We start from the raw sequence: 12,169 nt of genomic DNA, 5'->3' as shown, positions 1-12,169 counted from the left end.
CTAGCGTCGGGACGGATGCAATGTCAAACATTCTTGACATTCAGAGTGAACCCTCCTACCGTCGAGGCATGGACGACGACCAGCGCATCCCCACCACGACAAGCGAACGCACCGCCTGGGTCGCTGCCGTACTCACCCCGCTCGCGACCGCCGGGTACTTCGCGGTCGTGCTGCCGCAGCTCGCCGATACCCGCGTGGCCGACCTCGCGTGGCAGGCGCCCATGCTGTGGTCGATGGGCCTCAACTTCGTGGGCACGATCGTCGTGACGATCCTCGTGACCATCGTCGCGGGCATCGGCGCCGGCCTCCGCCGGGAGCATCTCGACACGAGCAGCGACGTGCGCGATCGCGACATCGACCGCTACGGCTCCCGGGTCGCCCTGACGATCGCGGCGGGCGGCCTGCTCGCGGCCCTCGTGCTCGCCATGCTCGAGCTCGATCCCTTCTGGATCGGCAGCGTCGCGTTCCTCATCGGAGCCATCGGCGCGACCGCGGGCGCCATCGCGCAGCTGCGCGCCTACCGCGGGGTCTTCCGTGGTTAAGGCCACGCGCGTCACCAACGACATCCGCGAACTGCGTGCCGCGCGCGGCATCACGCAGGCCGAGCTCGCCTCCGCGGTGGGCGTCACGCGTCAGACCATCATCGCGATCGAGCAGGGCCGGTACTCGCCCTCGCTCGAGATGGCCTTCCTCATCGCACGCGCGCTCGGCACCCGCCTCGACGAGGTCTTCGCGTACCCTGCGGACTGAACGCCGCGCACGCCGCGCTTTCGTAGGCTGGGGCGATGGATGCCCGCTATCGGCTCTCGTCCGACCCCGCCGACATCGACCGTGCGCGGGTGCATCGCTGGCTCAGCGACGACAGCTACTGGGCCACCGGGCGCTCGCGCGAACGCCAGGACGCGGCGATCGACGGATCGCGCTGCTTCGTCGCACTCGAGGCGGAGACCGGTGAGCAGGTCGCGTTCGCGCGCGTGGTCACCGACGGCGCGACCTTCGCCTGGCTGTGCGACGTCTACGTCGACCGGGAGCATCGGGGCGCGGGCGTCGGCACGGCGCTCATGGAGTTCGTCGTGCGCGAGCTCGAGGCGCTCGACCTGCGGCGCTGGGTGCTGCGCACGGGCGACGCGCACGGCCTCTACGAGCGGTTCGGTTTCACCGAGCCCGAACAGCCCGAGACCTGGATGGCGCGCGAACTGCCGGGCGGCGGCACCCGCTGACGCGGATGCCGGCTTCGAGACGCGCCCGCTGCGCGGTCGCTCCTCAACCGCCTGCTCCCCGAGCTAGCGGATGGTCTTGCGCGCCGAGATCTGGCCGGTGTCGAAACCGAGCAGGTACAGCCCGCCGTTGAAGCGCGCGTGCTCGACCTTGATGCAGCGGTCCATGACGACCGTGAGCCCCTTCGACTCGCCGTAGTAGGCGGCCTCCTCGTTCCAGATGCCGAGCTGCACCCAGACGGTCTTCGCGCCGATCGCGAGCGCCTCATCCATCACCTGGGGGATGTCGGAGGCACGACGGAACACGTCGACGATGTCGGGCACCACCGGCAGGTCGGCGAGCGACTTGTAGACCGGCCGCCCGAGGATCTCCGTCGCGTTGGGGTTCACGAAGTAGAGGTCATAGTCGCTGGACTGCGACAGGTAGGTCGCCACGAAGTACGAGGAGCGCGCGGGGTTCGGCGAGGCGCCGACGATCGCGACCGACTTCGCGCGTCGCAGGATGCCGAGCCGCTCCTTCGCACTCGGGCCGATCCAGGTGCGCTGCGAGCGCAGCAGCTTCGCGAGCGGCGAGCTCGCGGGAATCGAGCACGACAGACCGTTCTGCAGGGTGACGGTCTCGAGGTCGGGGTCGAGGTGGCGCTCATGCGGTCATTCTCCTCTCACAGCGATCGAGAGCGCTCGGTCGAGGTCGTAGAGGATGTCGTCGACGTCTTCGATGCCCACCGAGATGCGCACGAGTCCCGGCAGCACGCCCGCGTCGTGCAGCTGCTGTTCGCTGAGCTGCGCGTGGGTTGTGGATGCCGGATGGATCACGAGCGTCTTCGTGTCGCCGATGTTGGCGAGGTGGCTGGCCAGGTCGACCGACTCGATGAACGTCTGGCCGATGGCGCGCGAGTCGTGCGTGGCGCCCGCCTTCACGCCGAAGCTGAAGACCGAACCGGGGCCGGCGGGGAAGTAGTGCTGCGCGCGCTCGTGGTGCGGATGCGAGGCGAGCCCCGCCCAGTTCACGAACTCGATGCGCGGGTCGGCCTCGAGGAACTCGGCGACGGCGCGGGCGTTCTCGACGTGCGCCTTCATGCGGAACGGCAGCGTCTCGACGCCCTGCGCGAGCAGGAACGCCGAGTGCGGCGACAGGGTCGGCCCGATGTCGCGCAGCTGCTCGGCGCGCAGGCGGGTGAGGAAGGCGTACTCGCCGAAGTTGCCGTGCCAGTTGAGCCCGCCGTAGCTCGGCACCGGCTCGTCAAAGTGCGGGAAGCGCTCGTTCGCCCAGTCGAACCGGCCCGACTCGACTACGACACCGCCCAAGGTGGTTCCGTGTCCGCCGAGGAACTTCGTGGCGGAGTGGATCACGACATCCGCCCCCACTCGATCGGGCGGTTGAGGTACGGCGTCGCGACCGTCGAGTCGACGATGAGCGGCAGGTTGTGCGCGTGCGCCACATCGGCGAGGCCCTCGAGGTCGGCGATCTCACCGGAGGGATTCGTGATCGACTCGACGAAGATGAGCTTGGTCTTCTCGGTGATCGCCGCCGCATAGTCGGCGGGGTCGGTGCCGACCACGAAGCTCGTCTCGACGCCGAAGCGACGCAACGTCACGTCGAGCTGGGTGACCGAGCCGCCGTAGAGGCTCGAGCCGGCGACGATGTGGTCGCCCGCGCCCGCGAGCGAGGCGAAGGTCACGAACTCGGCCGAGAGTCCGGACGCGGTGGCGACGGCGCCGAGGCCGCCCTCGAGCGAGGCGATGCGCTCCTCGAAGCTCGCCACGGTCGGGTTCGCCAGGCGGGAGTAGATGTTGCCGTACTTCTGCAGCGCGAAACGGGCCGCGGCATCCGCGGTGTCGTCGAAGACGAAGGCGCTCGTGAGGTAGATCGGCAGGGCACGGGCGCCGTGCACGGCGTCGGGGATGTTGCCCGCGTGGATCGCGCGGGTGCGGAAGCCCCAGGCGTGGTCGGAGCCGTGGGCAGGGTTCGGCGCGGGGGCGGACCCGGGGGTCGCGGCGTCACTGTCTGGCATCCGTTCAGGCTATCGGCGCTCGCGCGAGTGTTGCGGTGTGTTTCACCGGGCGACGACGCGCCGCCGCACCCGGTGGGCGTCGCTGCGTGCGAGGGCGGTGCGCACGAGCAGCTCGACGAGCTCGGGATAGTCGATGCCCACCGCCGCGGCCATCCGCGGCACTTGCGAGCGCGCCGTGAAGCCGGGGAAGGTGTTGAGCTCGTTGAGCACCGGTCCGTCGTCGGTCAGGAAGAAGTCGACCCGTGCGAGCCCGCGAGCACCGAGGGCGCGGAAGCTCGCGAGCGCGGCGTGCTCGAGCGCGTCGCGGGCTCGGGCGTCGAGCGGGGCGGGCACGCGGAAGTCGGGCTCGCGTGCGTACTTCGCATCGGTGTCGAACACCTCGCCCGCCGGCACCCCGATCTCGAGCGCCGGCAGGCACTCGAGGCGCCCATCGGGATGCTCGATCACCGCGACGTCGATCTCGCGCCCCACGACGAACGCCTCGACCATCGCCTCCCCGTCGAAGGCGAGCGCCGCGGTGACTGCGGGCGCGAGCTCGTGCGCGGTGCGCACGACGTGCACACCATGGCTCGAGCCGCCGCGATCGGGCTTGACCACAAGCGGCAGGCCGAGGTCGGCGAGGCGCGGGTCATCCGGATGCCGCACGAGAACACCCGGCGCCGTGGCGATGCCCGCGCTCGCGGCGAGCAGCTTGGTCGCATGCTTGCTCATCGCGGCGGCCCCTGCCGCGAGCCCCGAGCCGACGTAGGGGATGCCGACCAGGTCGAGCAGCGCGGCGAGCGTGCCGTCCTCCCCGCGCACGCCGTGCAGGGCGGGGATCGCGACGTCGGCGCGCTCGAGGATCTCGACCGCCTCGGCGAGGTCGCCCGCGAGACGACCTCCTGGACCCGCCCAGACGCCGTCACGGCGGATAATGAGCGGCACCACCTCGAACCGATCGCTATCGAGCGCGGCGGCGATCGCGCCCGCGGAGGCGAGCGAGACCTCGTGCTCGCTCGAAGTGCCGCCGCCCACCACGACCACGCGCACGCGCGCGTTCACGCCGCGTCCTCGACGTGCACGCGGGGACCGATGCGCGTCACGATGTCGTGCTCGATCGTCCCGGCCCAGCGCGCCCAGTCGTGGATCGTCGGCTCGCCCGCGTCGCCCTGTCCGAACAGCACGACCCGCTCGCCGGGTTCCACCCCGGCGTCACCCACGTCGATCACGAGCTGGTCCATCGACACGGTGCCCGCGAGCGGCACGCGACGACCGCGCACGAACGCGCTCGCATCCGGAGAGAGGCTGCGCGGGATGCCGTCGGCGTAGCCGAGCGGCAGCAGGGCGAGGCGCGTGGCGCGATCGGTGATGTAGCGCGATCCGTAGCCGACCGCGGTCGCGGCGGGAACATCCCGCACCTTGGTGACGCGCGCGGTGAGGGTCATCGCCGGCCGCAGCTCGGTCGTGTGCGAGGGGTCGATGCCGTAGAGCCCCGCGCCGACGCGCACGAGATCGAAATGCGTGGAGGGGTCGGTGAGGGTCGCCGCGGTCGCCGCGAGGTGGCTGAATCGCGGCGCGAGCCCGCGGCGGCGTGCGGTGCGCACGGCCGCGTCGAACACGAGACGCTGACGCACGGTGAGCGGGTCGCCGGGCTCGTCGGCGCGCGCGAGGTGGCTCATGATGCCGACGACGCGGATGAGTCCCCGCAGCTCGTAGGCCCGCGCGAGTTCGCAGAGCGGTCGCCACTCCGCTGCCTCGGCACCGTCGCGCGCCATCCCGGTGTCGACGTGCAGGTGCACGAGCGCCCGACGACCGACCCGGGCGGCGGCGGTCGCGAAGGCGCCGAGGTGCGCGATGCTCGGCACGGCGAGCTCGATGTCGTTGCGGATCGCCGACGCGGCGTCGGCGTCGACGGGGTTGAGCCAGCTGAGGATCGGCGCCGACACCCCCGTCCAGCGCAGTGGCAGCGCCTCCTCGATGCCGGCGACGCCGAGGCGTGTGGCGCCCGCGTCGAGAGCCCGCAGCGCGGCGTGCCCGTGCCCGAACCCGTCGGCCTTGACGACCGCCATGAGCGTCGCATCGGTCGCGGCGGCGAGTCGGCGCGTGTTCTCGGCGATCGCGTCGCCGTGGATGCGCAGGGTGGCGTGGGGTTGCATGTCGGAAGACCTCCACGCTTCACGCTAGGCAGGGGGTCGAGCCGGGCGTCAGCCGGGAGGATGAGCGGCGCTGCTCAGGGGATGATCCTCAGATCCAGCTGCGGAACCAGTAGTGCAGCTGCAGGAACCAAACGGGCATCGGCATGCCCGTCCACAGCGGAAGGAAGAACAGCGAGAGCAGCGCCACGAGCGCGAGGTAGACCCCGACCGTCGTGAGGCCCGCGAGGCGGCGGCGTTCGACATCCGTGCGGGGACCCGCCACGGCGGCGAGGGCCATCGTGAGCCCCAGCACGAGGTAGGGCTCGAAGGCGATCGTGTAGAACTGGAAGACCGTGCGGCTCAGGTAGGCGAGCCACGGCAGGTAACCCGCCGCGACACCCGTGAGGATGAAGGCCTCGGGCCACACCGGTCGCCCTGCGCGCAGCCGCAGCACGATGCGCACGCACAGATAGCCGAGCGCCGCGGTGGCGCCCCACCAGATGAGCGGGTTGGCGATCTCGAGGATCGCCTCGGCCACCCCGTCGCCGAGGTTCTCGTAGTGCATGCTCGTGGGGCGCACGAGGAAGAGCCAGGTGAGCGGGTTCGACATGTAGTCGTGGTGGGCCTGCAGGCCCGCGTTGAAGTTGTAGATCGACACCTGGTAGTGCCACCAGTTCTGCAACGCGTGCGGTACCCAGGCGAGGGCGCCCGTCCAGGCTTCACCGCCCTGCTGCTCGATCCAGTGGCGGTAGTAGCCGCCGTCGCTCGCGAACCAGCCCCACCAGCTCGCGACGTAGACGACGAGGGCGAGCGGCACGAGCAGCACGAAGCTCACCGGGCCCTGGCGCAACACGGTGCCGGTGCCCCACAGCTCGATGCCCGCGCGGCGACGCAGGAAGGCATCCGACACCACCGTGTAGATGCCGAACACGGCGAGGAAGAAGAAGCCGTTCCACTTGACGCTCGCAGCGCTCCCGAAGGCGAGGGATGCCGCGAGCAGCCAGGGGCGCCACCACAGCACGGGCCCCCAGTGGGTCGGCCGGCCCTGGCCCGCGCGATGCCCGAGCCACGCGTCGAGGCGGCGGCTCGCCCAGGCGCGGTCGAGGAGTGCGAAGTACGCGCCGAGCAGGGCGAAGAAGGCGACCGGGGTGTCGAGCAGCGACACCCGGCTCATGACGATCGCGTTGCCGTCGATCGCGAGCAGGGCGCCCGCCACGACGACCATCGTCGTCGAGGTGAACAGGTGGCGCGCCACGAGCATGGTGAGCCCAACGAGCAGGATGCCGACCACGGCGACGCCGACGCGCCAGCCGAACGCGCTGTCGGTGCCGAACGCGGCCATGCCGGCCGCGATGATCCACTTGCCGAGCGGGGGATGGGCGATGAACGAGCCCGTCGTGTAATAGGTGTCGGGGGCGCCCGCGGCGAATGCGGCATTCGCGTCGTCGGGCCAGCGGGCCTCGTAGCCGAGATGGGCGAGCGCGTAGGCGTCTTTCACGTAGTACGTCTCGTCGAAGACGATCTGCTGCGGATGCTCGAGGCCGATGAGACGCGTCGCCGCCGCGATCACGAGCACCGCGGCAGGTCCGCCCCAATCCCACAGGCGGCGCAGGCGCGGGTCGGCCATCCAGCGCTGCCACGCGTCGTCGAGTCGCGAGCCGGTGCGCTCGGGCGGCTGCGGGCCGGTGCCGTGCAGCGCGCGCTCGAACTCCGCCGCGCGCTCACTCATGCCCGAATCGTAGCCGGGGCGCCGCATCCGCTCCTGGGTGCCGCAGGCATCCCCGCCATCCGCCCGCCCCTTTGTCGAAAATGCAGGAGTCGCCGATGCCAATGCCTGAGTTCTCGGGCCCGCGCGGCTCGACACGCCCGGGAACTCCTGCATTTTCGACATAGCAGGGAGCGGGAGCGGGGAGGATGGGCGGGTGATCATCCTCGTGGCGACGCCCATCGGCAATCTCGGCGACGCCTCGCGCCGGCTCGTGGAGGCGCTCGAGAACGCCGAGGTGATCGCCGCGGAGGACACCCGCACGACCGTGCAGCTGCTGCGCGCGCTCGGCATCGAGAACCGACCGCGCCTCATCGCGCTGCACGAGCACAACGAGGCCGCGAAGGCCGCCGAACTCGTCGAACTGGCCCGCGACCGTGATCTTCTTGTGCTCTCCGACGCCGGCATGCCGACGGTGTCCGACCCCGGCTTCCCGCTCGTCGCGGCGGCAGCGGATGCGGCGGTCACCGTGACCGCGATCCCCGGCCCCAGCGCCGTGCTCACGGCGCTCGCGGTGTCGGGCCTGCCGACCGACCGCTTCTGCTTCGAGGGCTTCCTGCCGCGCAAGGGCCGCCTCGCCGCCCTCCGCCCGCTCGCCGCCGAGACCCGCACGATCGTCTTCTTCGAGTCGCCGCACCGCATCGCGGATGCGCTCGCGGATCTCGCGACGGCGTTCGGCGCCGAGCGCCGCGCCGCGGTGTGCCGCGAGCTCACCAAACTGCACGAGGAGGTCGCCCGCGGAACCCTCGCCGAGCTCGCGGAGCGCTTCGCCGACGGCACCCGCGGGGAGATCGTGATCGTGGTGGCCGGCGCCGGGCCCGCCACCGTCTCCTTCGACGACGCGCTCGCGCAGGTGCGCGCCCTCACGGCATCCGGGGTTCGACTCAAGGAGGCGACCGCCGAGGTCGCCGAGGCGACCGGTCTCTCGCGCCGCGAACTCTACGAGGCGGCGCTCAAGAGCTGACGCGCCCCACCGCCGCGCGGAGTGCGGCATCCTCGGGCCCCGCCACCGGGTCATCGAGCGACGCCACGAACACCGCGACGACCCGCCCCGCCACCCCCGCGTCGAGCAGGGAGCGGAAGGTGTCGCGCCACATCCACAGGTTCGGATGCTGCACTTCAGTGCAGGCCTCGGCCGGCTCGAGTCGTTGGATCATGAGGTCGAGCGCCGCACGCGACACCTCGAGCACGCATGTGCCGCGCCGGTAGCCGAGCACCGCCGAGGCGATCGCGCCCGGCAGCAGGTGTTCGTCGGTGTTGACGATCGGGAAGTGCTCGGCCCGCGGCTCCTCGCCGAGCGGCACGAAACCGATGCCGTTCGCGGCCGGATGCTGCCATCCGCTCAGCGAGGCGATGATGCCGGTGCGTGCCGCGATGATCTCGTCGAGGGTCTGCCAGCGCTCCATCGGGGCAGGCTACCGGCATCGCGAAGTAGGCGGTGGGGCCGTTCCGCTGCGTTTTCGGCGCACCGCCGCGCGCGAAACGTCGGCGGAGCACCGAAACCGCGGCAGAATGCGAGCGGCGGAGGCGGTTCCCGCTCCCCGGTCACACGACGGCGCTCCCAACTAGACTCGAGGCCATGCCATCCGGCGAGAGCTTCTTCATCACGACGCCCATCTTCTACGTGAATGACGTGCCGCACATCGGGCACGCCTACACCGAGGTGGCCGCCGACGTGCTCGCGCGCTGGCACCGTCAGGCGGGCGACGACACCTGGCTGCTCACCGGAACGGATGAGCACGGCCAGAAGATCCTGCGCACCGCGGTCGCGAACGGGGTCGAGCCGAAGCAGTGGGCCGACCGTCTCGTCGAATCCGCCTGGCTGCCGCTGCTCGAGACGATCGACATCGCCAACGACGACTTCATCCGCACCACCGAGGCGCGCCACGAGGACGCGGTCGCCCTCTTCCTGCAGAAGCTCTACGACGACGGGTTCATCTACTCGGGCGAGTACGAGGGCTACTACTGCGTGGGCTGCGAGGAGTACAAGCAGCTCGACGACCTGGAGCTCACCGAGGTGGGCGATTACGCCGGCCAGCTCGTGTGCCGCATCCACTCCCGTCCCGTCGAGGTGCTGCGCGAGAAGAACTACTTCTTCTCGATGAGCCAGTTCCAAGACGCGCTGCTCGACCTCTACGAGACGCGCCCCGACTTCGTGCAGCCCGAGAGCGTGCGCAACGAGATCGTGCAGTTCGTGCGGCAGGGCCTCTCGGACCTCTCGATCTCGCGCTCGAGCTTCGACTGGGGCATCAAGGTGCCATGGGATCCGTCGCACGTCGTATACGTGTGGTTCGACGCCCTGCTGAACTACGTGACGGCCGTCGGCTACGGCACCGACGACGAGCAGTTCGCTCGGCGGTGGCCCGCCTACCACCTCGTCGGCAAAGACATCGCGCGCTTCCACGCCGTGATCTGGCCGGCCATGCTCATGGCCGCGGGCCTGCCGGTGCCGCACAAGGTGTTCGGACACGGCTGGCTGCTCGTGGGCGGCGAGAAGATGTCGAAGTCGAAGCTCACGGGCATCGCCCCGCGGCAGATCACCGACACCTTCGGCTCCGACGCGTTCCGCTACTACTTCCTGCGGGCGATCACCTTCGGCCAGGACGGCTCGTTCAGCTGGGAGGACCTCTCGGCCCGCTACCAGTCCGAGCTCGCCAACGGTTTCGGAAACCTCGCCTCGCGCGTGCTGGCCATGGTCGGCAAGTACTACGAGGGGTCGTGCCGGCGCCCGCGGAGTACACGGATGCCGACCTGCAGATCCAGCGCACGGTCGCGGATGCCGCATCCGCCGCCGACGCCGCCATCGAGCGGTTCGCGATCCACGAGGCGATCGCGGACATCTGGACGATCGTCGATGAGCTGAACGGCTACATCACCGCGCAGGAGCCGTGGGCGCTCGCCAAGGACGACGCGAACCGCGCGCGCCTCGGCACCGTGCTGTACACCGCATCCGAGGGGCTGCGTGCGCTCGCGGTGCTGCTCGCGCCCGTCATGCCGAAGGCGACGGCGAAGCTGTGGCACGCACTCGGCGTCGACGAATTGCTGGGGGCGCTCGAGGCGCAGCGTATCCGCGAAGCCGGAGCCTGGGGTGCGCTCACGCCGGGCACCGCGATCCGCCCGCTCGAGGCGCTCTTCCCCCGTATCGACGAGGCCGACGCGTCGGCCACCGGAGCGGCGTGACGGATCCGTTCCTGCGCGCGAGGGAGGCTCCGGAGGGGCCGCCCCGGGACTACCCGCCCCTTCCGGAGGCGCTCGTCGTGCCGGTGTACGACAATCACACGCACCTCGACCCTTCGACAGGCTCAGGGCGCGTGGCTGGTGGGGGCGAGCCGCTCGACTACCGGGAGCACCTCGACCGGGCGTCGAGCGTCGGCGTGAAGGGCGTCGTGCAGGTCGGCACCGACCTCGCCACCTCGCGCTGGAGCGCCGAGATCGCCGCGCTCGAGCCGCGCGTGCTCGCGGCGGTGGCGTTGCATCCGAACGACGTGCCCGAACTGCTCGAGAAGGGGCTGCTCGACGAGCACCTCGCGGGAATCGACGAGCTCGCCGCGCGCCCCCGCGTGCGGGCGATCGGCGAGACGGGGCTCGACTTCTTCCGCACCGACGAGTCGGGTCGCGACGCCCAGTACCGCTCCTTCGAGGCGCACATCGAGCTCGCGAAGCAGCATGATCTGGCGCTGCAGATCCACGATCGCGATGCACACCGCGAGGTCGTCGAGACGCTCGACCGGGTCGGGGCGCCCGAGCGCGTCGTGTTCCACTGCTTCTCGGGCGATGCCGACTTCGCCGAGCTCGTCGCCGACCGCGGCTGGTACCTCTCCTTCGCCGGCACCGTCACCTTCAAGAACGCACCCGCCCTGCGCGAGGCGCTCGAGGTGATCCCGCGTTCACGCATCCTGATCGAGACGGATGCGCCGTATCTGACGCCCGTGCCCTTCCGCGGGCGTGCGAACGCGCCCTACCTCATCCCGCACACGCTGCGGGCGATGGCCGCGCACCTCGGAACGGATGCGTCGATGCTCGCCGCGCTCATCACGTCGAACACCGAAGCGGTGTACGGGCACTGGGACGACGAGCCCGTCGACGCGCCTCCCGGGCCGTTCGACCCGCCCGGAACCTTCGAGGCACGACAGTGACCGCCGGCCGAGACGGCCGGCGGCGCTGGCGTCGCGGCGGAGGCCGGAAATGACCTCCGTTCCTAGCGCCAGCGCGCTGCTCGGGCCCGCCGAGATCCGCGACCTCGCCGACGCACTCGACCTGCAGCCCACCAAGAAGCTCGGGCAGAACTTCGTGGTCGACGGCAACACGGTGCGCAAGATCGTGCGTGCCTCGGGCATCGCGCAGGGCGAGCACGTCGTCGAGGTGGGCCCGGGGCTCGGCTCGCTCACCCTCGGCCTGCTCGAGGCGGGCGCGCGCGTCACGGCGATCGAGATCGACAGGCGGCTCGCGGAGCAGTTGCCGCGCACGGTCGACACGATGCAGCCGGGGGCGCCGCTCGAGGTGATCGCGGCGGATGCGCTGCGTATCGACGGCGTCGCGGGGGAGCCGACCGCCCTGGTCGCCAACCTGCCCTACAACGTCTCGGTGCCCGTGCTGCTGCACCTGCTGCACGTCGTGCCGAGCCTCACGAGCGCACTCGTCATGGTGCAGGCCGAGGTCGGGCACCGCCTCGCGGCGGCTCCCGGTTCGCGGGTCTACGGCTCACCGAGCGTCAAAGCCGCCTGGTACGGCGACTGGTCGATCGCCGGCACCATCAGCCGGCAGGTGTTCTGGCCGGTACCGAACGTCGACTCGGTGCTCGTCGGCTTCCGCCGCGGCGAGCTGCCCGGAACGGATGCCGAACGACGTGCCACCTTCGCCCTCGTCGACGCCGCGTTCGGCCAGCGGCGCAAGATGCTGCGGCAGGCGCTCGCGGATGCCATGGGCGGCTCGGCGGCGGCATCCGCGGTTCTCGAGGCGGCCGGGGTGGATCCGACCATGCGCGGCGAGCAGCTCACGGTCGGCGACTTCCTGGCGGTCGTGCGCGCGCAGTAGAGATCACCGCGCGCAAGCGGCCGT

The 12,169-nt window shown here is 71.0% G+C and carries 11 protein-coding genes and 2 pseudogenes; 7 read left to right on the top strand and 6 right to left on the bottom strand.

Translation table 11 applies throughout. The annotated features are described in order from the left end of the window. Positions 1-68 precede the first annotated feature (68 nt). Genes QQK29_RS02195 through QQK29_RS02185 form a run of 3 tightly spaced genes read left to right on the top strand, consistent with a single transcriptional unit; the run spans position 69 to position 1,220 of the window. Positions 69-542, top strand: coding sequence for a hypothetical protein (locus tag QQK29_RS02195; protein ID WP_284297423.1), 474 nt, complete (start codon positions 69-71; stop codon positions 540-542). After that, positions 535-750 carry a helix-turn-helix transcriptional regulator gene (locus QQK29_RS02190; RefSeq protein ID WP_284297421.1) on the top strand — a complete coding sequence of 72 codons (216 nt, stop codon included), beginning with the start codon at positions 535-537 and terminating at the stop codon, positions 748-750. Before QQK29_RS02195 ends, QQK29_RS02190 begins: the two co-directional genes overlap by 8 nt. A 35-nt stretch (positions 751-785) precedes the next feature. After that, positions 786-1,220: a GNAT family N-acetyltransferase gene (locus tag QQK29_RS02185; RefSeq protein ID WP_284297419.1), complete on the top strand. Its 435-nt coding sequence runs from the start codon at positions 786-788 to the stop codon at positions 1,218-1,220. Positions 1,221-1,283: 63 nt separating this feature from the next. Here the strand turns inward: QQK29_RS02185 and QQK29_RS02180 are convergent, their stop codons facing one another. From QQK29_RS02180 to QQK29_RS02160, 5 genes and pseudogenes are all read right to left on the bottom strand, one after another. Then, the gene (locus tag QQK29_RS02180; protein WP_284301881.1) at positions 1,284-1,814 is read right to left on the bottom strand and encodes a CoA-binding protein; all 531 of its coding nucleotides are present in this window, start codon (positions 1,812-1,814) and stop codon (positions 1,284-1,286) included. Positions 1,815-1,868: 54 nt separating this feature from the next. Next, positions 1,869-3,232 (bottom strand): annotated as a pseudogene (locus tag QQK29_RS02175) (O-acetylhomoserine aminocarboxypropyltransferase/cysteine synthase family protein). Between the two features lie 42 nt (positions 3,233-3,274). Then, on the bottom strand, positions 3,275-4,273 hold the full coding sequence (locus QQK29_RS02170; protein ID WP_284297417.1) for a D-alanine--D-alanine ligase family protein: 999 nt from the start codon (positions 4,271-4,273) through the stop codon (positions 3,275-3,277). Next, entirely contained in the window at positions 4,270-5,367 is a 1,098-nt protein-coding gene (gene alr / locus QQK29_RS02165) for an alanine racemase (protein ID WP_284297415.1), read from the bottom strand. Before alr ends, QQK29_RS02170 begins: the two co-directional genes overlap by 4 nt. A gap of 88 nt (positions 5,368-5,455) precedes the next feature. Next, a complete protein-coding gene (locus tag QQK29_RS02160; protein WP_284297413.1) occupies positions 5,456-7,075 on the bottom strand; it encodes a dolichyl-phosphate-mannose--protein mannosyltransferase in 1,620 nt (539 codons plus the stop codon). 193 nt (positions 7,076-7,268) lie between these two features. On the opposite strand from QQK29_RS02160, the gene rsmI reads away from it, so the two are divergent. Next, positions 7,269-8,075: a 16S rRNA (cytidine(1402)-2'-O)-methyltransferase gene (rsmI, locus tag QQK29_RS02155; RefSeq protein ID WP_284297411.1), complete on the top strand. Its 807-nt coding sequence runs from the start codon at positions 7,269-7,271 to the stop codon at positions 8,073-8,075. Here the strand turns inward: rsmI and QQK29_RS02150 are convergent. Further along, on the bottom strand, positions 8,065-8,517 hold the full coding sequence (locus tag QQK29_RS02150) for a hypothetical protein (protein ID WP_284297410.1): 453 nt from the start codon (positions 8,515-8,517) through the stop codon (positions 8,065-8,067). The genes rsmI and QQK29_RS02150 overlap by 11 nt on opposite strands. A gap of 173 nt (positions 8,518-8,690) precedes the next feature. Here QQK29_RS02150 and metG point away from each other — a divergent pair. The 3 genes and pseudogenes from metG (at position 8,691) to rsmA (ending at position 12,145) form a co-directional block, all read left to right on the top strand. Continuing rightward, positions 8,691-10,291: pseudogene (gene metG / locus QQK29_RS02145) on the top strand (methionine--tRNA ligase). Continuing rightward, complete coding sequence (locus QQK29_RS02140) at positions 10,288-11,247, top strand: TatD family hydrolase (RefSeq protein ID WP_284297409.1); 960 nt, start codon at positions 10,288-10,290, stop codon at positions 11,245-11,247. Before metG ends, QQK29_RS02140 begins: the two are co-directional and overlap by 4 nt. A 49-nt stretch (positions 11,248-11,296) precedes the next feature. Further along, complete coding sequence (gene rsmA, locus QQK29_RS02135) at positions 11,297-12,145, top strand: 16S rRNA (adenine(1518)-N(6)/adenine(1519)-N(6))-dimethyltransferase RsmA (RefSeq protein ID WP_284297407.1); 849 nt, start codon at positions 11,297-11,299, stop codon at positions 12,143-12,145. Positions 12,146-12,169: the final 24 nt, after the last annotated feature.

The sequence above is a fragment of the Homoserinibacter gongjuensis genome (genome assembly GCF_030161875.1).
GTDB classification, from domain to species: domain Bacteria; phylum Actinomycetota; class Actinomycetes; order Actinomycetales; family Microbacteriaceae; genus Homoserinibacter; species Homoserinibacter gongjuensis.
This window is presented reverse-complemented; position numbering and strand designations above follow the sequence as displayed.

Coding starts and splice junctions, on each gene's coding strand:
- QQK29_RS02195 (WP_284297423.1), top strand. CDS start 69: ATGGACGACGACCAGCGCATCCCCACCACGACAAGCGAACGCACCGCC.
- QQK29_RS02150 (WP_284297410.1), bottom strand. CDS start 8,517: ATGGAGCGCTGGCAGACCCTCGACGAGATCATCGCGGCACGCACCGGC.
- QQK29_RS02185 (WP_284297419.1), top strand. CDS start 786: ATGGATGCCCGCTATCGGCTCTCGTCCGACCCCGCCGACATCGACCGT.
- QQK29_RS02160 (WP_284297413.1), bottom strand. CDS start 7,075: ATGAGTGAGCGCGCGGCGGAGTTCGAGCGCGCGCTGCACGGCACCGGC.
- alr (WP_284297415.1), bottom strand. CDS start 5,367: ATGCAACCCCACGCCACCCTGCGCATCCACGGCGACGCGATCGCCGAG.
- rsmA (WP_284297407.1), top strand. CDS start 11,297: ATGACCTCCGTTCCTAGCGCCAGCGCGCTGCTCGGGCCCGCCGAGATC.